At 67.2% G+C, this 19,281-nt stretch carries 16 protein-coding genes; 6 read left to right on the plus strand and 10 right to left on the minus strand.

The genetic code is table 11. The features are described 5' to 3' along the window. Positions 1–11 precede the first annotated feature (11 nt). Positions 12–953, minus strand: coding sequence for a methionyl-tRNA formyltransferase (locus ACFXHA_RS07265; RefSeq protein ID WP_379353954.1), 942 nt, complete (start codon positions 951–953; stop codon positions 12–14). A 57-nt stretch (positions 954–1,010) separates the two neighbouring features. Further along, positions 1,011–2,315 carry a SidA/IucD/PvdA family monooxygenase gene (locus ACFXHA_RS07270; protein WP_379353956.1) on the minus strand — a complete coding sequence of 435 codons (1,305 nt, stop codon included), beginning with the start codon at positions 2,313–2,315 and terminating at the stop codon, positions 1,011–1,013. A 192-nt stretch (positions 2,316–2,507) separates the two neighbouring features. On the opposite strand from ACFXHA_RS07270, the gene ACFXHA_RS07275 reads away from it, so the two are divergent. Further along, the gene (locus tag ACFXHA_RS07275) at positions 2,508–2,975 is read left to right on the plus strand and encodes a hypothetical protein (protein WP_379353958.1); all 468 of its coding nucleotides are present in this window, start codon (positions 2,508–2,510) and stop codon (positions 2,973–2,975) included. A gap of 63 nt (positions 2,976–3,038) precedes the next feature. Here ACFXHA_RS07275 and ACFXHA_RS07280 read toward each other — a convergent pair whose 3' ends face one another. The 3 genes from ACFXHA_RS07280 to ACFXHA_RS07290 form a co-directional block, all read right to left on the minus strand. Continuing rightward, positions 3,039–4,775 carry an ABC transporter ATP-binding protein gene (locus tag ACFXHA_RS07280; protein WP_379353960.1) on the minus strand — a complete coding sequence of 579 codons (1,737 nt, stop codon included), beginning with the start codon at positions 4,773–4,775 and terminating at the stop codon, positions 3,039–3,041. Next, positions 4,772–6,643, minus strand: a complete 1,872-nt coding sequence (locus tag ACFXHA_RS07285; RefSeq protein WP_379353962.1) for an ABC transporter ATP-binding protein — start codon at positions 6,641–6,643, stop codon at positions 4,772–4,774. The genes ACFXHA_RS07280 and ACFXHA_RS07285 overlap by 4 nt, the downstream gene beginning before the upstream one ends. 94 nt (positions 6,644–6,737) lie before the next feature. Then, positions 6,738–7,511: a DUF4190 domain-containing protein gene (locus ACFXHA_RS07290; protein WP_379353964.1), complete on the minus strand. Its 774-nt coding sequence runs from the start codon at positions 7,509–7,511 to the stop codon at positions 6,738–6,740. A gap of 95 nt (positions 7,512–7,606) precedes the next feature. On the opposite strand from ACFXHA_RS07290, the gene ACFXHA_RS07295 reads away from it, so the two are divergent. Together ACFXHA_RS07295 and ACFXHA_RS07300 are read left to right on the plus strand one after the other, a co-directional pair. Next, positions 7,607–8,539, plus strand: coding sequence for an RluA family pseudouridine synthase (locus ACFXHA_RS07295; RefSeq protein ID WP_379353966.1), 933 nt, complete (start codon positions 7,607–7,609; stop codon positions 8,537–8,539). 73 nt (positions 8,540–8,612) lie between these two features. After that, on the plus strand, positions 8,613–9,368 hold the full coding sequence (locus ACFXHA_RS07300; RefSeq protein WP_379354983.1) for a CPBP family intramembrane glutamic endopeptidase: 756 nt from the start codon (positions 8,613–8,615) through the stop codon (positions 9,366–9,368). 119 nt (positions 9,369–9,487) lie between these two features. Here ACFXHA_RS07300 and ACFXHA_RS07305 read toward each other — a convergent pair whose 3' ends face one another. The 4 genes from ACFXHA_RS07305 to ACFXHA_RS07320 all read right to left on the minus strand — a co-directional run bounded on the left by ACFXHA_RS07305 (position 9,488) and on the right by ACFXHA_RS07320 (position 14,081). After that, complete coding sequence (locus tag ACFXHA_RS07305) at positions 9,488–9,898, minus strand: hypothetical protein (RefSeq protein ID WP_379353968.1); 411 nt, start codon at positions 9,896–9,898, stop codon at positions 9,488–9,490. Between the two features lie 201 nt (positions 9,899–10,099). Further along, positions 10,100–12,307: an MMPL family transporter gene (locus tag ACFXHA_RS07310; protein WP_379353970.1), complete on the minus strand. Its 2,208-nt coding sequence runs from the start codon at positions 12,305–12,307 to the stop codon at positions 10,100–10,102. A gap of 53 nt (positions 12,308–12,360) precedes the next feature. After that, entirely contained in the window at positions 12,361–12,882 is a 522-nt protein-coding gene (locus ACFXHA_RS07315) for an EXLDI protein (protein ID WP_379353972.1), read from the minus strand. Between the two features lie 257 nt (positions 12,883–13,139). Then, positions 13,140–14,081 (minus strand): LysR family transcriptional regulator, encoded by a 942-nt coding sequence (locus tag ACFXHA_RS07320; protein ID WP_379353974.1) that lies wholly within the window; start codon positions 14,079–14,081, stop codon positions 13,140–13,142. Between the two features lie 60 nt (positions 14,082–14,141). Between ACFXHA_RS07320 and ACFXHA_RS07325 the strand changes: the two genes are divergently transcribed. Beyond that, positions 14,142–14,561, plus strand: coding sequence for a DUF5997 family protein (locus tag ACFXHA_RS07325; RefSeq protein WP_379353976.1), 420 nt, complete (start codon positions 14,142–14,144; stop codon positions 14,559–14,561). Positions 14,562–14,628: 67 nt separating this feature from the next. Continuing rightward, the gene (locus ACFXHA_RS07330; protein ID WP_379353978.1) at positions 14,629–15,312 is read left to right on the plus strand and encodes a TetR/AcrR family transcriptional regulator; all 684 of its coding nucleotides are present in this window, start codon (positions 14,629–14,631) and stop codon (positions 15,310–15,312) included. A gap of 22 nt (positions 15,313–15,334) precedes the next feature. On the opposite strand, the gene ACFXHA_RS07335 is transcribed toward ACFXHA_RS07330, so the two are convergent. Beyond that, positions 15,335–18,706 carry an FAD/NAD(P)-binding protein gene (locus tag ACFXHA_RS07335; RefSeq protein WP_379353980.1) on the minus strand — a complete coding sequence of 1,124 codons (3,372 nt, stop codon included), beginning with the start codon at positions 18,704–18,706 and terminating at the stop codon, positions 15,335–15,337. A gap of 178 nt (positions 18,707–18,884) precedes the next feature. Between ACFXHA_RS07335 and ACFXHA_RS07340 the strand changes: the two genes are divergently transcribed. After that, positions 18,885–19,280 carry a VOC family protein gene (locus ACFXHA_RS07340; protein WP_379353982.1) on the plus strand — a complete coding sequence of 132 codons (396 nt, stop codon included), beginning with the start codon at positions 18,885–18,887 and terminating at the stop codon, positions 19,278–19,280. Position 19,281 lies beyond the last annotated feature (1 nt).

Genomic DNA, 19,281 nt, shown 5'->3' on the forward strand with positions numbered 1-19,281 from the left:
AGGGGAAACTCCTACTCCGCCGAATCGGTCAGATAGCCACCGCGAGCGAAGAATTCGGCCGCGTCGTGCTCGTGGCCGTCGGCCGTGCGCACCCGGGTGATGACCAGTGCCTGATTGCCGCCCCGGAAGGCGTCGGGCCCGCAGACCACGGCCGCGCCACCGTCGAGCACGACCACCCGACCCGGCGTTCCGCCACAACGGAATTCGGCGATTCGCGCGGCCAGCACCTCGACGCGCGCGCCGCGGTAGTAGGTGAAGGCGGGCGGATACGGCGCGGACAGGGCGCGCACGAAACGTTCGAGATCCACCGCGGGCCACGACCAGTCGATGCGGCTGTCGCGGTCGGCGCGCTTGTGGAAATAGGTGCGCTGCGAGGGGTCCTGCGGACGCCACTCGGCGGTGCCGCTCTCGACGGCGTCCAGGGCTTCGTTCACGGCGTCCGGGATGAGTTCCATTCCGGCCAGCACCAATTCGGTGCCGGTGACGTCCGGACCGATGGGCAGCCGCTTCTGCACCAGGATGTCGCCGGTGTCGAGGTTCTCGTCCATGCGGTGCACGGTCAGGCCGGTCTCGGCCTCCCCGCTGATCAGCGCCCACAGCACCGGCGAGAAGCCGGTGAAGCGCGGCAGCAGCGAATCGTGCAGGTTGAGGGTGCCGTGCGGGGGCAGGTTGTAGAGCTCCTCGGGCATCCAGGTGTACCAGCTGTTCACCACGATGACGTCCGGCTCGGCCTGCTTGACCAGATCGATGGTCTCGGCGTCGGCGCGTTCGGTGAGGTGGACCGGAATCCCGTGTGCGCGAGCCAGTTCCTCGACCGAATCCGACCACATCGCCTTGTAGGTGGATTCGGCGGCCGGATGCGTCACCGACAGCACCACCTCGTGCCGCGAATCGATCAGGGCCTGCAGGGTTTTCCGCCCCCAGGTCTGGAAGCCGAACGAGACGATGCGCATCTAACGGAACCTCATCTTCAGAAACCTCATCATTACTGGAAGTAAGCTAAGCCTAACCTACTTGCCAACAGAACTGTGGGCCACACCCACCCCCGCCGGCCGCACCCGCTCCGGGGCCGACGCCAGCACCCGGTCCGAAAGTGCGCCCAGGCAGCTCAGATTGGGGAACCCGGGGCCCTGCGCCAGCGCCGCCAGATTCGGCAGGTAGAGCTTGGCCTCCAGACCCGAGACCGCCAGGTCGTAGCCGATCGCCGCCTCCAGGCGGGCCTGATCGACCGGGCCGCCGACCGCGAGTTCCAGCAGGTCCGCGGCATCGGTGTCGAAAAGTTCCAGGAACCACAGGGATTCACCGCCGGTGGCATCGACGACCAGATCGAAGGTGTGCAGCTGATCGACCCGGGCCGCATTGCGCAGCGTCAGCGCGACCGCCTCGTCCTGCGCGGCCACCCGGACCACCCGGCCCTGCAGATGATGAACGCGACTGTCGGCGAGCAGGTTCTCCTGCACCCGCACCGAGAACACGCCACGATCGGTGCGGCGGATGACATCGCGGCGTTCGTCCACACTCAGCGCGGGCCACTTGATCGGATCGCTGTAGAGCGAGTTCTCGAAATAGCTTTCACCGCGCGTGTAGATGGTGGCCTTCGGTGAGATCACCGACACGGTCAGCACATCGTGGCGCACCAGCTCGTCCATGGCCGAACCCGCCGTCTCACCACCACCGATCACCGCGGCGCGCGAGGACATCGGGAGGCTGCGCTTGGCGGCCAGATTCCAGAATTCGGAGATGCTCAGCACTCGTGGGTGAGTGGCGAGCGCGCGGCGGCTGTTGCCCGGACCGGTGATCATCAGACGATCCGCGTCCAGGGTGCTCTGCGCGCCGTCGGCATCGGTCACCGTGACCAGCCAGCCGTCGGCGGCCGCGGAAATCCTTGTGACCGAACCCAGCACGACCTCCACACCGCTGCGGCGGGCGACCCACTGCAGGTAGTCGGCCCACATGGTGTGCTGCGGGCTGGGACGGCCGCGGTCGATCCACTCCGCGTAGGTGCCGTGCTCGACCAGGTAGGCCGTCCAGCTGAAGGCGCGCATGGCCTCGTCGATGGCGCGATTGCGGCCGCGCGCCCAGCTGGAGTGATACGGGAACCCGACATCCTTCTCCGGGCTGGTGCCCAGGCGGTGGCGGCCGTCGGTCCAGCCGCCACTGGGCAGCCAGTTGCCGCCCACCGCATGCGATTCCACCACCACCACGCGCGGCGCGGGCAGACCGAGTTCGCGCAGCACGTGCGCCTTGGCGGCCACAGCCATGGCCTTGGGACCGGCTCCGACCACGAGAAGGGTGTCCACTGATGCTCCTGACATGTGATGGCAGCCACTGTGCGGCTACCCCAGTGGTGGTCGCGTCGAAATGACCGATCGGGGAACGGGATCGGGCGTCACACTTCCAAACCGTGGGGTCCTATGTTTGCATAGGCTTACCTTATATTGGTCAGGTACCGGGTCCAGCGCAACCCCTTGGACCGGACACCTGACCGAAAACGATGGGAATCCCGAATGATCAAGTCCATGCGCCGCACCGCGGCCGCCACCCTCGCCGTGGCCGCCATCCTGGGCGGCACCGCCGCCACCGTCGTCCCCGCCGCCGCGGCACCGGTGATCGTGCCGGTCAAGGCCACCAATCCCGGTGTGGGAGAACTACAGTCGAAGCTCGCGCTGGTGCTGAACACCGGTGCTTCGCGCGCCGCGCGCGCCAATGAGCTGGAGGCCGGCGAGGCCGGAATGGCGCTCATCGATCAGGTCGGCAGCGTCATCGCGGCCGCCCCGCCGAGCTTCAAATGGTCGGTGCAGGGCCCGGTGAACGTCTCCGGTGACACCCTGACCGCGGGCCTGCAGACCTCCATCGACGGCTTCGATCCGTGGAACTTCACCCTCACCTGGCGCGACATCGACGGCACCTGGAAGCTCACCCGCGACGGCGAGTGCACGGTCGCCAGCATCGCCATGCTGCCCTGCAGCCTGTAAAGACTTCCGGATCAGCAAATACCGGGCATCGCATTGCGGTGCCCGGTATTTCGCATGCTCGGATCAAGCGGTGGCGGCAGCCAGACGCCAGCCCGCGGCGCGGGTCCGCTCATTCCAGAACGCGGCGTAGCGCCCATCCAGCGCGAGCAGTTCCGCGTGCGTGCCACGCTCGACGATGCGCCCGCCGTCCATGAACAGGATCTGATCGGCGTGCGCGATGGTCGCGAGCCGATGCGCCACCACCAGCACCGTTCTGCCCCTGGTGAGTTCGTGCACACCGCGCACCACGACCGCCTCGTTCTGCGGATCCAGCGCGCTCGTCGCCTCGTCCAGCAGCACGATCGGCGCATCCTTCACCAGCGCTCGCGCGATCGAAACCCGCTGGCGCTCACCGCCGGACAGCGCCGAGCCGCCCTCACCGACCGTCGTCTGCCAGCCGTCCGGCAGGCGCTGGGCGATCTCGTCGACCCGCGCCACCGCGCCCGCGCGCAGCACCTCCTGATCGGTCGCGTCCGGGCGACCGGCCCGAATGTTCTCCAGCACCGAACGATCGAAGAGGTAGACGTTCTGGAAGACCAGCGCCAGCTGATTCAACAGGGTTTCGGTCGGCTGCTCGCGAACATCGTTGCCGCCGACCATGACCCGGCCGGCCGCAGTGTCGTGGAAACGGGCGACCAGGCGCAGCAGCGTGGACTTGCCCGAACCGCTGGGACCGACGATCGCGGTCGTCGTTCCGGGTGCGGCGGTGAAGGAGACGTCCGACAGCACCTGCTTGCCGGAGTCGTAACCGAAGCTGACGCCCTCGAACTCGACCTGCGGCGCGCCGACGGTGACCGGCGCATCAGGTTGCGGCAGCGCCGGTTCCGCCAGTAGCGCGGTGACGCGATCGGCGGCGGCCGCGGCGGCGCGCAGCGCACCGCCCAGTTGCGCGGCCTGGGTCAGCGGCTCGATGAAGCGGGAACTCACGGCAATGAGCGCGATGGCCGCGGCGGCCGAGATCGCGCCATCGGTGGCCCGGCCCACCACCAGGTACACCAGCACCAGGAAGATGGCCTGCACCACCAGCGCGAACACGATCAGGCCGGGGACGGCGGCGACGAGCATGCCCGAGGCGGCCTTGCGCTGCCGGGCCAGGGCCGCGTCGAGGGCCCGATTGCCCGCGCCCACCGCACCCAGCGAACGCAGCACCGGTTGCGCCTGAGCGAATTCCAGCACCCGGGCATTGGCCTCGGTCGCGGCCTCGTGCATGCGCTCGTCGGCACCGGTGTAGGACCGGTTCGCCCACAGGTTCACCCCGAACAGCAGCGGCGCCGCGACCAGCATGGCCAGCGAGATCCGCCAATCCACGAACAGCATGCCGACGGCCACCCCGAGCGGAACCAGCACGCCCGTCAGCATTTTCGCCAGCAGATACGCGATCAGCCCCTGCACCTCGCGCACGTTCTCCACCACGACCCGCGACAGCTCACCCGCGTGCCGCCCGTCGAACCAGCCCAGCGGCAACGCATTCAGCCGATCGCCGAGCTCGGTCTGCAACCCGTGCTGCATCCCGACCCCGATCCGCAATCCCAACAACGACTGCAGATACCCGAACACCACCACGGCCAGCACCGCCAGCCCCAGCCACAACGACCACCACCAGGCCCGGGTCAGATCGTCGGCGAACAGCGCCTGCAGGACCGGTACCAGCAGCACGTAGGCCGCGGCCTGCGACAACGCCTGCGCCACGATGGCCAGCAGCAATCGCGGTGTCAGATGGGCATATTCGGCGGGGATCAGACCCAGCACCTTGCGGATCATCGGTTCTCCTCCTCGGCCGCGATGGACTCCAGGGCCGCGGCATTGATTTCCCACAGCCGCTGATAGAGGCCACCCGCCGTGTGCAGGGTGGTATGAGTGCCCTGTTCGACCAGGGTCCCGTTGTCCAGCACCAGGATTCGGTCCACCCCAGTGATGGTGTGCAGACGGTGGGCGATCACCAGAACGGTGCGGCCGGAGACCAGTTCGGCCAGCGCGTCCTGGACCGCGGCCTCGGACTCGGGGTCGGCGAAGGCGGTGGCCTCGTCCAGGACCAGGATCGGGGTGTCGGCCAGCAGGGTGCGGGCGATCGAAAGGCGCTGCGCCTCACCGCCGGAGAGAATGGCGTCGACGCCGATCTCGGAGTCGTAGCCGCGCGGCAGGGCCAGGATGCGGTCGTGGATGCGGGCGGCGCGGGCCGCCCGCTCGAGGGCGGCGGCATCGGCGTCGGGGCTCGCCAGGCGCAGATTGTCGGCGACGGTGCCGCGGATCAGGCGGACGTCCTGGAAGACGAAGCCGACCGTGCGATACAGCTGCTCGCTGGGAATATCGCGAATATCGCGGCCGCCCAGGGTGATCCGTCCGGCGGTCACGTCATAGAAGCGGGGTAGCAGCTTGGCCAGCGTCGATTTGCCGGAGCCACTGGGGCCCACCAGGGCGGTCATGGTGCCGGGCGCGAGCTCGAGGTCGATGCCGCGCAGCACCTCGTGATCGTCGCGGTAGCCGAAACGCACGTTCTCGAAACGGATCAGGCCGGCCGCCGCGTCGTTCGAGGCGAATCCGCCCGAGCCGGACGCCAATTCGGGTGTCGCCTGCAACTCGTGCAGCCGCAGCGCCGCGTCACCGGCCGTGCGCAGCGCCTGCGCGCCGTAACCCAGTCCCAGCAGCGAACTGCCCAGCCCGAGCCCGACCAACAGGAACGGCAGCAGATCCAACGGCTCGAGCCAGTCCAGGCCGACACCGGCCAGCCCGGCCACGACGACCAGCAGCATGACGAACACCGGCGCGACCACCGTGTCCGACAGCGACTGCACGGTCATGACCGGCATCTTCAACTGCCGCAGCCGCTCGGTCTGCGCGTCCACGGCGTCCCGGAACTCGCTGTGCGCCTTGCCCGCCCGGCCGAAGGCCCGCACCACCTGGATGCCGTCCACGAACTCGACGGTCGCCGCACGGGTGCGCTGCTCGGCCGCGTTGTAGGCCGAAAGTCGCTGGCGGCCGGGCTCGTCGAGCATGGCGCGCATGCACAGCGCGTAGATCACCAGCGGCAGCAACAGCACCAGGGTCAACCGCCAGTCGACGGTGGCCAGGTAGATCAGTGTCACCAGCGGAACCGTCACCGAGCCGATGAAGTCCAGCCGGGCATGGGCCACCAGGTAGTGCAGCGCCTCCACATCGTCCTGCAGGTACTTCTTCACCTCCGAGGAACTGCGCTCGCCGAACCAGCCCAGCGGCACCCGGGTCAGCTTGTCGGCCAGCAGCCGTCGCAGGCTCAGCTGGTAGCGGGCGTCCACGGCGTGCGACCAGGTCAGGGCCGCCGCATGCAGGACGGCCCGCGCCACCAGCACGAGCACGGCGAACAGCAGCAGCCGCCAGACGCGGTCGGTGTCAGGAGTGGCCGCGAGCAGTTCCCGGCAGGCGGACACGATCAGCAGGAACGGCAGCACCGAGCACACCGCAGCGACCGCGACGATCAGCCCGGCAATGGTCAGCGGGCCGCTGACCGGGGCCAGAATCTCCTTGCGCGCCTGCGCCTCTCGCCGTCGCCGGGCCTTGGCCTCGGCCTTCGCGTCCGGCACTCCCCCGTCGGCTGCGCCCGGGCCCGGGTCGAGGGTCTGCGCCTCGACCGCGGGCGGTGACTCGACCGTCATCAGTCCGCCTCCCACCTTCGTTTCCGCCGGCGCTCCCACGAACACCGGCGAGAAGATAGGTTAGGCTAACTTTGCCAGAACGACCATACCGACGTCAGCGCGGCACCTTCCCCGTCAGCTTCGAACCATTGGCGTTGTGCACCATGCAGGTCGCGCGGCCATTGGACAGATTCCACTGCGACTCGGTGTTCGGGTACAGGATGAAGGTCTCCAACTTGTCGTACATCGGGCTGTTGCCGACCAGCTTGTCGACCTGATCCCCGCAGGAGTCATTGGCCTTCGCGAACGCGGCATCCGCCGAACCGGGCCAGGCACCGGGCAGCGTCACCGGCGTGATCACCTCGGCATCGTGCGCGGAGGTGCACGGCACCAGGGTCACCTTGCGAATGTGGTCCTTCTCCTCGATCGACTGCACACAGTCGCCGGTCTTCAACTCCGAGATGGAGACCGACGTCGGGCCGTCCGGGATGACCGAGCGCGTCGAATCGCCCTGCGACGCCGAGTCGTGCGAGGCACCGATCGCCGCGAGCCCGAAGATCGCCACCGCCAGCAGCGCATACAGTCCGGAGATGATCAGGCCCGCGATGGCCAGCCCACGACCACCCTGGTTGCGCTGCTTGATCTGGCTCAGCGCGATGAATCCGAACGGCAGGCTCAGAAAACAGAAGCCCAGCAGGCCCAGCACGAACGACGCGATGGCCAGACCATTGGTGCCCTGCGGCGGCGGGACCATCGGATATCCCGGCGGCGGTGCGTATCCGGGCGGCGGCGCGTACCCCGGCTGATATCCCGGCTGACCGTAATCCCACTGACCCGGCTGACCGGGCTGACCCGGCAGCCCTTGTGGCTGTTGGTCATTCGGATACACGAGACCCCCGCTCATTCGTTTTGGACCCGGACATTCCAGGCGTGGGGCAACCGTACCCCCAGGTCGGCACAATCCCTGGGACTAGGGTTTGGCGTGTGAGACGCCGTCAGCAACCCCCGCTACCCAAGCGGCACGGATTGGATCCGGCCCGGTTGCGACTGCCCGAAGAAGGCGACTGGGCGACCATCCGCGACCACCTCGTCGAACGATTGCCGCGGGTTCGCCCGGAACGGATCGACGAGCTGTTGCGCGAGGGCGGCATCGTCGATCTGACCGGACCGATCGCCCTCGACACGCCCTACGCGCCCGGCGGCGCGGTGTGGTTCCACCGCGACCTGCCCACCGAGACCGAAGTCCCCTTCCCGATCGGCATCGTGCACCGCGACGACGACATTCTCGTGGTGGACAAGCCGCACTTCCTCTCGACCATCCCGCGCGGGCAGCACATCCTGCAGACCGCCCTGGTGAAACTGCGCCGCGAACTCGACCTGCCCGATCTGGTTCCGGCGCATCGCCTCGACCGGGTCACCGCCGGGCTGGTGATGTTCATCGTGAATCCGGCTCGGCGCGGGGCGTATCAGACCATGTTCCACAAGCGGCTGGTGTTCAAGGAATACGAGGCCATCGCGGGATACGACCCGGCCCTGGAACTTCCGCGCACGATCATCAGCCGGATCGTCAAGGAAAAGCAGGTGCTGCAGGCCTACGAGGCCGAGGGCGAACCCAATGCCGAGACCCTCGTCGAACTGCTCGAGCATCGCGACGGACTGGGCCGCTACCGGCTGCGGCCGCGCACCGGGCGCACGCATCAGCTCAGGCTGCACATGAACAGCCTCGGGATTCCGATCCTGGGCGACGACTTCTATCCGGAACTCACCGACAAGCCGGTCGACGACTACACCCGGCCGCTGCAACTGCTGGCCTCGACGCTGGAATTCACCGATCCGATCACCCGCGAACCCCGTCGATTTCGAACCGCGCGGACCCTGCGAGCGTGGGACGACTATGCGGGTTGGCAGCGGGATTAACCACATTCGAAGCGATTTCCAAGAATTCGCTCGTACACTGGCCGCAATGTCTCGAAACGATAACGGCTCGGTTATGGCGCTGGATGAGGTCCAGGTGCTCGACACCCAGCCCACCCCGCCCGGCCACAAGCTGCACGCCTACATCGATGTGGCCGTCGTCGTCATCGTTCTGATCGGAACGAACCTCATCGCCCACTTCACCAACCAGTGGGCCAGCATCGTCTCGGTGCCGATCGCCGCGGTGATACTGGTGGCCCTGGTCCGCCGCCGCGGATTGGGCTGGGCGGAACTGGGACTCTCGCCACGACAGTGGCGGCAAGGTTCACTCTGGGCGCTGGCCGCGGTCGGGGTGGTGCTTCTCGCGGTGGTGATCGGGGCGGCACTGCCCATCACCCGGCCGTTCTTCCTCAACAGCCGCTATGCCGCCGTCTCCGGCGCGCTCATCGCGTCCATGATCGTCATTCCGCTACAGACCGCGATCCCCGAGGAGCTCGCCTTCCGCGGCGTGCTGCACGGCACGCTGGATCGGGTGGTCGGCGCGCGCGGCGTATTCGCGGCCGGTTCAATGCTTTTCGGGCTCTGGCACATCGCCTCGTCGCTCGGCCTGACCAGCGGCAACAAGGGGCTGACCGGATTCCTCGGCGGCGGCCCCGCCGGGCAGGTGATCGGCATCGGGCTCGCGGTGATCGCCACCGCGGGCGCGGGCGTGGTGTTCACCTGGCTGCGGCGGCGCAGCGGCAGCCTGCTCGCGCCGATCGCACTGCACTGGGCGGTCAACGGAGCGGGCGCACTGGCCGCGGCCGTGGTCTGGCACGTAACCGTGCACTGACCCGGAACACGATGCCCCGAACAAAGGGGTGGGCCGGCTGACCTGGGAACAGAGGATTGTGATCAGCCGGCCCGGGACGGTTCAGAGTGGTCGGGCCACACCTGAACCGAGTCTTTTCGCTACGAACCCAGGAAGCCCAGCGGTCCCGCGCCACAGGTGGCGCTGCCGGTGAGAGTGGGTTCGAGGACGTTCACTTTCAATTCCCACGCCGAGCCCTGCAGGGTCGAGAGGGTGTGGGTGCCCGCGGTATGCGGCGTCCACTGGATGCTCGCCTTGCCGTTGGCCGGGCTGATCGGGCTGCCGCTGATGATGGCGCCGTTGTCGTAGAACCAGGCCTGGAACCAGCTGTCGTAGGTGGCGGTGATCTGGTAGACGCAGCCCATGTAGATATTGGCCGCGTTCACCGTCAGGCCGGTGGGTACGGCCGACGCGGTGGTCGCGGTCATCGCCACGGAACAGGCCATCGCGGCCAGGGCGGTCGCGCCGACACCGGCCCGCCTGGCGATACGCGTGTCCACACACACGGTCATTCGAAACTCCTTGCTGCACAACCACAGCTGCGGCTGCGGTCGGGCGAACTGTATCGGCTGTCCAGTTCCGCGCGTGGCACTTTTGGGAAAATACTGAAACGTGTTTCTGTCAGATATCCGACAACGTGGCCTGACCAGCGCAAAGACCGGGCCCGCCGCTCCGAGAGCGACGAGCCCGGCCCTGCTGAACACCGCGACGAGCTACCGGCGAGCGGCGTCGCTCACCGCATCAGTGGGGGTCCAGTCCTCGTCCCAGTCCGTCGACTGATCCAGAGCGTCACCACCATGCCCCGGCCACCACGCGCGCTTGCCGATCAGGGCCGTCACCGCGGGGGTGAAGAACATCGCCATGACAAAGGCTGCGATGGCGATACCGACCGAGATGGCGAAGCCCATCGAGGCCATCACCGTATTACCCGCCAACATCATCGAAGCGAACGTACCCGCGAGGATGACACCGGCCGCCGCCACCGTCGGACCCGCGTGACGCAACGCCAGGGCCGCGGCGCGATGCGGATCGTGACCCTCCCGGGCCTCCTCCCGCAACCGGGCCACCATGAGGATGTTGTAGTCGGTGCCGAGCGCGACCACGAACAGGTACATGATCAACGGAAGCGTGAAGACCAGCCCCGAATCCCCTTGCGCGTCCTGGAAAACCAGCACCGCCGAGCCGAGCGTCGCCGCGAAACCGAGGAATACCGAGGCCATCAGATACCAGGGCGCGACCACACTGCGCAGCAGCAGAGCGAGCACGATCATGATGAGAATCCCGGCCACCGGGAACACCACCGTGTAGTCATGGTTCATGGCGTGCTGGAAGTCGACGAACACCGAGGTCATGCCACCAACCAGAGCCGAAGTACCGACCGGGGCCGCAGTGTGCGCGGCATCGCGCAGCGGACCCTTCACCGTCCGCAGGGCCGCGTCGGATTCCGGCTTGTCGGCAAGTGTCACTTGGTATTCCGCCACCATCTTGTCCGCCGACAACGCCGGTTTCGGTCCCACCTCGCCGACGCCGGGCACCTTGCTCAGCGCGTCCCCGAAGGTCTTCAACTCATCCGCGCCCAGCGCGCCGTGCTGACTCTGCAGGTATACCTGTGAGGGCTGCGTGCTGCCCGCGGGCATGCTCTTGAGCAATTCCTTGCCGTAGACCACGGATTCGGACGCATCCGATGTCGACCCCGAACTCAGGTCGAAGGTCGGATGGAAGCCGAAGGCGAAGACGCCCAGCATGATCAGCACCGCACCGGAGGCCGCCGCGAACACCGCCGGCCGCTTACCCAGCGCCCGGCCGATCGCCGCGAAACGCGCGGCCTCCGGCTCGGTCTGCCAGGCCTTCGAGGGCCAGAACACCTTGGTGCCCAACAGGGAAACGATCGCGGGGATCAGCGTGAGCCCGGCCAGCAGTGCCACCGCCACCGCCAAGGCCAACGCGACACCCATGGAGCGGAACATGCCCAGGGTGGACAGGGTGAGCGCACCGAAGGCGATGATCACCGCGGCCGCCGCCGAAGTGATGGCCTCACCGACCCGCGTCACCGAGTTGACCACGGCTGTCTTGACATCGTCACCGGCGCGCAACCGCTCCCGGAAACGGAACATCAGGAACAGGATGTAATCGGTGCCGACACCGAAGAGCACGATCACCAGCATGGCCTGGGTCTGGGTATCGACGTTCAGGTCGAAAGCCTTGGCGACAAAGGAAATCAGCCCATTGACGAGCATCGAGATCGCGAAGATGACCACGATCGGCAACAGCGCGACCACCGGGCTGCGGAAGATGATCAGCAACAGGACGATGATCAGGACGATGGTCGCGCCGAAGATGATCGCGAGCGCGGTTTTGCCGGAATCCTTTTGGTCCAGATACTGCGCGGCCGTACCGGTCACACCTGCTTTCAAGCCGGTGTCCTTGACCTGATCCTTCAGCGCGTCCCGGATGGACTTCACCGCGTCGGTCTGACGGTTGTCATCGGCACCGGTGAGCTTGGTCATCTGCACCGCGACCACTTCGATGGCCCGATTCTCCGCCGGGGGCACCGCCGCGATCGCGGTGACATCCTTGATGTCCGGGCCCTTCTGGTCGGCTGGAGCCTGCCCGGCGAGACCCGCCTTCTCCGACAGCTTGGCGGCGGCAGCTTGCACGGTCGCCGTGTCGGCATCGGTCATCGGGGCGCCGTCGGAGCGTTCGAACACGATGAGCGCGGCCGGGGTGTCGCTGTTCGGAAAGGCCTTCTGCTGCAGCTTCGCCGCCTGGATAGACTCGTAATGCGAAGGCAGGAAGTCGGATTGGTCGGTGGTGGCGGTCAGCTTCGGCGCGGTGAGAACGACCGCGACAATGGCGATCAGCCAGGCGGCGATGACCAGCCACGGAAATCGGACGACGAAGCGCCCCAATCGGGAGAACATGCGGGAGAAGTCCTTTCAGGGTTCGGCCGCGCTATTCAGCGAATATCCAGTTGTCAGATATCGAGGACCTGCGTGGACGGGTTCTCCACCACATCCGCGACGATCCGATAGACCTTCGCCGGGACCCGATCGCGCAACTCCCCCAGCGAATCCACGATGTCGAGGGTGAAATCGCCATAGCCATCGTCGTCCAGACCGAGCATCTCGCGCCAGTTCTTAAATCCCTTGGCCCAGTTCATGATCGGCGAGTAGTCCGAGGAGTCGGAATTGCCCTTGGCGAGCAGGAACTCCTCACGCTTCTCCTGAGCAGCGTGTTTCGTGGCGGTGGCGAAGTCGTTCCAGTCGATGATGTGGCTGTGGACGACCAGCTTGCCCTTGCGGGACTGGTAGACGCGGATGGTCTCGCTGCCGTCCTTGGTGACCCGATGCGCCTGCGACAGCAGCCGGCCCACGAAGCGCTGGGTGCGGCCGCCGCCGGGGCCGACCCGGACGGCGATCTCCTGCATGCCCTCGGGGAGGGTGTCGATGACCAGCTCGGTGGTGGCGTTGTCCTGGGTGTCCTTGTCGAAGTCCACGGGGTGCTCCAAATCATCAGCGAATGCGCATATAGGCATGGTTGAACAACACGACGCTGTGGGTCGATATCCGCTGTGCCGCATTGCTTCTCAGGGTGCGCCGGACCGTACTATCCGTGCTCAGCCACTATAAGTAGACGTATACGTATAGCGCAACCCTGATACGACCCTGAACTTTTCCGAAGTTCCCCTGAGCCTCAGGAATGAGTAAGGGCCCGTCCCTCCGAAGAGAGACGGGCCCAACGAGATTCGAGCGGCTAGCGACCGCGCCGCTTACCCGGATTCTTCGCACCACCCTGGCGCGACTTGGCCGCGGGCTTCTTGGCGGCCACCGGATGTTTCGGCTTCTTCGCCTGCTGCGGCTTCTTCGCCTGCTGCCCCGAAGGAGACCGGGTACTGCGCTCGGAACGCCCACGCACCACACCCACGAATTCCTCCACCAGCTCGGTCGTCCCGTCCACCGGCCAGGCGAGCACGATCTCGGTCGAGGGCACATCGGTGACCAGGCGGTAGACCAGATCCTTGCGACTGTGCAGGCGCGCGATGGAATGCGGGACGATGGCCGCGCCGCTGACCGCCGCCACCAACTCCATCGTCATGGCCGCGTCGTCCAGGTCCGAGGCGTCCTGCATGCGCTCCTCGGTCAGATCCTTGGTGGCGACCTGCTCGAACACGGCGATCGGATGATCCTTGGGCACCACCACCACGGGCACCTCCTGGTAGAGCGGAATGGCGCTCAGGCCCTCCCGCTCGATGGGCAGGCGCACGAAACACATGTCGACCGTCCCCTCCCGCAGGGCCGACTCCTGCTCCTTCATCGGGACCGGGGTCAGTTCCAGCCGGATATCCGGGAACCGATCGGCCCAGATGCGCTCCCACTTCGTGACGGTGACGCCCGGCACGAAGCCGACCCGCAGCCGTTCGGCCGTGTCCGATTCCTCCACCGGTTCGGGCACCGCCGCGGCGATGATCGCGCGGGCCTCGACCAGCAACTCCTCCCCGTCCGCGCTCAACTGGGTCGGTTGTGCGCCCGGCACAAAGAGTTTCGTGCCCAGCTCCTCCTCCAACTCGATGACCGTCGCGCTCAAACGCTGCCGCGAAATACCGAGGCCACGCGCCGCCCGGGCGAAATGCAATTCCTCGGCAACCGCGACGAACCAGCGCAGACTCGTCACATCGATGGACTCCAACCGGCTCATGCTGCCCAGGTTATTGCACCGGCCAGCAGCTTCGCCGCGCCCGCCCGATACCCTGGAGTGGTGAGCCCGGACAAGAACCCCCAGACCATGAAACCGCTGACCGCGGCCGACAAGCTCGGCATCTACCTCCCGGCAACCCCCGAGGAGTTCCGGAACTCACCCGTCACCCGTGCCCAGCTCGAGGAGCTGCGCGCCAATCCGCCGCAGTGGCTGATCGAACTGCGGCAGACCGGCCCCTTCCCGCGTGATGTGGTGGCCCACAAACTCGGCATCTCCAACTCCGGCCTGGCCCGCAACGACATCTCCGACTCCCTCACGGCCGAGGAGATCGCCGCCCTGCTCGCCGACCCGCCCGCGTGGCTCGTCCAGGAACGCGCCAACCTGGTCGAGGTCCGCAAGGAAGCCGAGCGGGTCAAGGAGAAGGAGGCCGCCCGCCGCGCCGCCTCCAACCGGCCCGCCAAGAACCGCTTCGGCAAGTAGCACCCCGAAGCCACCGGCGGGGGCCGGAGCAGCCCGGCCCCGACCGCCGCATCACTATGCTCGGATCATGGGATTGGACACCGAGATCAGCCGCGGCCGGTTGCCGCGCGGCATGCACGGGCTCGATCCCGCCGATGTCGTCCACTCCCAGCGCATGCGCATGTACTTCGGGGTGCTCGAGGCCGTCTCCGAGCGCGGTTTCGGGGCCACCACGGTCGCCGATATCGTGGCACGCGCCAATGTCTCCCGGCGCACCTTCTACCAGCAGTTCAAGGGCCGCGACGACTGCTTCGCCGGGGCCTTCGACTCCGCGGTCGAACTCGTCCTCGGCTACCTCGACGACAGCATCCGCGACACCCCGCACACCGATTGGCGGGCGCTGATCCACACCACCCTGCGCGAATACCTGCACCACCTCACGGCCAACGGCTACTGCGCCCGCGCCCTGCACATCGAGGCCCTCGTCGCCGGTCCGGTGGTGGCCGAACAGCGCAGAAATATGAAAACCCTGCTGGCGCAGCGCATGCGGGCCGCCTTCCAGATCGGGCGGGGCGTCGGGGACATCCCCGTCGCGGTCCCCGACGAGACGTTCGAATCGCTCATCGGGGCCATCGACGACCGCATCCGCGACTGCCTGCAGATCCAGGGCCCCGACGCGCTGCCCACCCTGCTGCCGCACCTTTACCAGATCACGCTGGCGCTGTTCGGGACTCCCGACTGGGAGCCCGAATCACTCAGCGGCACACCGTGATCAGTCCGACAAGCAGTCGGGATCAATCGGCCAGCTGACGCAACACCCGATCCACCAGATCCGGTGCGGCACCCAGATAGTTCTCCGGACGCAACAGCTCGGCGAGCTCCGGCTTGCTGAGATGCAGTGCGATATCCGGGGATTCGGACAGCACATCGGCCAGCGCGCGGGTGGACGACTGCGCCTCGTAGGCGGCCGACTGCAACGCCTTCTTCGCGATCGGCTTACCCAGCAACGGAGCCAGGCGGATCGAGAGCCGCTCGGAGACGATCTGCCCCTCCGTGAGCGAGAGATTCTCGGTCATCCGATCGGCATCGGCCATCAGACCCGACGCCAGCTCCACCGCCGTATGCGCGGCACCCCCGACCAGCAGCAGACAGTCCCGCAACGGCTGCCACTCCGCATGCCACGCCCCGGCCGGGCGTTCGTCCTCGGCCAGCAACGCGCCGAACAGCGTCGAGGCCAGCGCCGGCACCTGCAGGGCCGCCGCGCGAATCATGGTGCTCAACACCGGATTCCGCTTCTGCGGCATAGCGGAGGACTCGCCGCGACCGACCGCGGCCGGCTCGAACAACTCGGCGGTCTCGGTGCGGGACTGCGAGATGACATCCACCGCCAGCTTGCCCAGCGTGCCGGAGGTCAATGCCAGCGCCGACGCCAGATCCGCGATCGGGGTGCGCACCGTATGCCACGGCGTCGCACGCACCGCGAGCCCGAGCTCGGCGGCGAACTCGACGGTCAAGCGCTCCACGATCTCCCCGGCGGGCGCGCGCGACAGCTCCGAATCGGCACAGCGGGCACACTCGATGTAGGAGGCCAGCGTGCCTGCCGCACCACCCAATTGGACCGGCAGCGTCTCCCGCACCCGGGTCAGTCGCTCCCGCGCGTCCAGCAGGCCCTGGATCCACACCGCGACCCGCGCGCCGAATGTGGTCGGGACCGCGTGCATGGCAAGCGTGCGACCCGCGATCGGCGTACTGCGGTGCCGCCGCGCCAGCTCGGCCAGCGCAGCCACGATGGTGTCCAGGTCGGCGATCACCACACCCAGCACCCGGGAGGCGATCACCATGGTCGCGGTATCGAGAATGTCCTGGCTGGTGGAACCGTAGTGAACGTAGTTCGCGCTCACCGGATCCACCTCCGCGACCGCGTCGTGCAGGCGCTCCACGAAGGTCACCACCGGATTGGCGGCGCCCCGCGACGCCTGCGCGATCTCGCGCGCGTCGAACTCGTGCTCGCGCACCGCGATCGCCAGATGACCGGCCACCGAATCGGGCACCATACCCAACGTGGTCTGCGCGCGCACCAGCGCCTGCTCCGCCTCGACCATGGCCTCGATCCAGGCGTCGTCACCCAGCAGGGACTCCACCGGCGTACCCACCCCGACCGGGGCCAGCAGACCGCACTCGACCGCCATATCGTGCCTTTCACACTCGTCCAGGAGTTCGGAATGACGCTGCACACCAATATGTTTGGGTGCGGGCCCCTCATAGCGGTGAGCGGTGAGAAGCTCCCGGGCGATGGCGTCACCGTCGGCCAGGGTCACCGAGTTGACGCCGGGACGCGGACCCGCCGCCGTCACCCAACGCACCGCCTCGGTCGGGACCCCGAACACGTAGCGGCGCTGATGGATCCGGCCGAACACATCCACCGGATGATGCGAACCCGGCGCGATGGCCAGACCACCGGTGCGATAGCGGCTGCCATCCGGCGAACCGATCGCATAACCGCGCACCTCCTCGCGCCGCAACAGATTGCGCAGCAACGGATCCGCGGTGCGATGCAGGTCCGGTGCGGGCATCCAGGCATCGATGAGGGAACGTGCCGTCAGCACCGAATCACCCACCAAGGGTGAATCGGCGACGAAGCACTCGCGCCTGCTGTCCGCCCGGACCCGCATGCCGGGACCGGCGACTCGCACCACACCCGCGCGAATCAATGCCGCCAGTTCCGAAATCCGGTGCGCGGGTGGGCCGATGGACAGGAAGGCGTTCATCGGCGTGTACCAGCGATCCAGGTCGTCACGGTAGGAGGAGCCCGCGATACCGCCGTGATCGACCACCAGCCGCACCTCGTTGCGCAGGTCGCGCAACACATCCAGGGCCGACTTCACGGGGCCGTGCACATTGCCCAGGCGGGCCTGGTGGACATCGGCGTCGAGATAGGCCAGCAGCCAGGTGTGGAAATCGTCGGGATCGGTGAAGCAGCGGCCGCCGGTCGGGTCGGCCAGAGCATTCCAGTCCCAGCGGTCCCGCGGCGGAATACCGAAGCGGTTCAACAGCTCCTCGGCGTCCTCCGGGGTCGGTGCGATCAGATAGCGGTCGCGGAAGGACGCCAGGCGATGCGGGCTCACCCGATCGGCGATCAGCCGGGTGTAGTAGACCGACTCGACCTCCCGCGCGATACACGGCCAGACATCGCGCCGGAAGGAGACATCGCCGTACTTCTTCGCCCGCCACCGCAACCGGGCGATGCGATCGGCATTCAGCAGCAGCGGCTCGTAGCGGCCGTCGACACCCTTCTGATGCTCGCCGCGCGCATGATGCGGGACGCCGCGACGGCAACCCGCGATGATCTCCGGCTCCCGGCCCGACGGAATGTACTCCAGACCGCAGTCGGACTCCTTGAAACGGCCGCCCCGGCCCGCGGTCAGCATGGCCAGGTAGTCGAAGAAGGTGAGACCCAGGCCGCGGATGATGACCGGCTCCCGCTCCGGGATGCGGTCCGGATCGATGTCGGCGGCATTGCCGGGCGGAAAGTAGGTCAGCCCCAGGCGATCCGCGGCAGCGGCCAGCGAGCCGGAGGCGGCGGGCGCGACCTCGGCCAGGTGGCCCTGGGTGAGCACGACCGCGTGCAGGCCGCGCAGACGTTCGCCGGTGCTGAGGTCCAACTCCTGCAATCCGCCGGGGCCGTCGCGCACATCCAGGGCGGTTGCCACTATTTCGCGCACTCGCACCCATTCGGCATATCTGTCGCGGGTGCGCTCGTACGCCCAGCGCAGGTAATGGCCGTAATAGGCCCGGGGCGGATACGTTTCCGGGGCGATCCGCAATGCCTGGTGAAATGCCGGCGCGGGGAGACCCGCGAAATTGCCTATTTTCGCCAGAAAGTTGGACCATTCATAGAGGCTGGGTCCGCGCTCCACCGGGCCCGCCATCTCGACGGTGTCGTCGGTGAATATGGTGACCTGCTCCGCGACCGTGTTCATGAGCAGGTGCGGAGACTGATCGGTGCGCCAGACCGCACCGGTGCCAGGGCGTTTCGAGTCGATGACCACCAACTCGACACCGGCGGAGAAACCTAGCTGCCTGGCATTGGCGCAAATCCGTTCGAAGACATTAAGACCTCGCGGCCCCATTCCAACTATGGCGATCCGCAAAACATTGTCGAGCATGCAAACTCACCGATCGCGCTCGATTAGCCGTGACCGAATCCGGACACTCAGCCGACATTAGACCCGGTCGGACAAGCGCTCAAGAATGAACGGTATGGTACGCCCGGTTCGCCAGATTTGCCGAAAGATAGTTTGCTGGAACGAGATTCACAGCAAACATCTCGGCTAGGTTCGAGGGATGCCGCTGGGACATCTGGGAATCAACGTCAGCGACCTCACCGGGGCGCGCGCGTACTACGACGAACTCATGCCACTACTGGACTACACGCCGCTACTCGCCGACGATGCGCAGTTCGCCTACTGGCCCGCAGCCCGCAAGATGGGGACGTACCTGTTCTTCTACCCGGCGGAATCCGGCGAGTACGCACCGACGCAGCCGGGGCTGCAACATCTCGCGTTCATGGTGCCCACCCGCGCGGCGGTCGACCGGGTGCACGCGTGGGCGGCGGGGCGCGGGGACGAGATCCTGCACGCGCCACGGGAATTCCCGCAGTATCCGCCGCCCTACTACGCGACGTTCTTCCGCGGCTTCGACGGGATCATGATCGAAGCCGTATGCCACAAGGACGCGTGAA

Origin of the sequence: Nocardia sp. NPDC059240, assembly GCF_042753865.1 — a bacterium.
Lineage (GTDB): Bacteria > Actinomycetota > Actinomycetes > Mycobacteriales > Mycobacteriaceae > Nocardia.

Coding starts and splice junctions, on each gene's coding strand:
- ACFXHA_RS07265 (WP_379353954.1), bottom strand. CDS start 953: ATGCGCATCGTCTCGTTCGGCTTCCAGACCTGGGGGCGGAAAACCCTG.
- ACFXHA_RS07270 (WP_379353956.1), bottom strand. CDS start 2,315: ATGTCAGGAGCATCAGTGGACACCCTTCTCGTGGTCGGAGCCGGTCCC.
- ACFXHA_RS07275 (WP_379353958.1), top strand. CDS start 2,508: ATGATCAAGTCCATGCGCCGCACCGCGGCCGCCACCCTCGCCGTGGCC.
- ACFXHA_RS07280 (WP_379353960.1), bottom strand. CDS start 4,775: ATGATCCGCAAGGTGCTGGGTCTGATCCCCGCCGAATATGCCCATCTG.
- ACFXHA_RS07285 (WP_379353962.1), bottom strand. CDS start 6,643: ATGACGGTCGAGTCACCGCCCGCGGTCGAGGCGCAGACCCTCGACCCG.
- ACFXHA_RS07300 (WP_379354983.1), top strand. CDS start 8,613: ATGGCGCTGGATGAGGTCCAGGTGCTCGACACCCAGCCCACCCCGCCC.
- ACFXHA_RS07305 (WP_379353968.1), bottom strand. CDS start 9,898: ATGACCGTGTGTGTGGACACGCGTATCGCCAGGCGGGCCGGTGTCGGC.
- ACFXHA_RS07310 (WP_379353970.1), bottom strand. CDS start 12,307: ATGTTCTCCCGATTGGGGCGCTTCGTCGTCCGATTTCCGTGGCTGGTC.
- ACFXHA_RS07320 (WP_379353974.1), bottom strand. CDS start 14,081: ATGAGCCGGTTGGAGTCCATCGATGTGACGAGTCTGCGCTGGTTCGTC.
- ACFXHA_RS07330 (WP_379353978.1), top strand. CDS start 14,629: ATGGGATTGGACACCGAGATCAGCCGCGGCCGGTTGCCGCGCGGCATG.
- ACFXHA_RS07335 (WP_379353980.1), bottom strand. CDS start 18,706: ATGCTCGACAATGTTTTGCGGATCGCCATAGTTGGAATGGGGCCGCGA.
- ACFXHA_RS07340 (WP_379353982.1), top strand. CDS start 18,885: ATGCCGCTGGGACATCTGGGAATCAACGTCAGCGACCTCACCGGGGCG.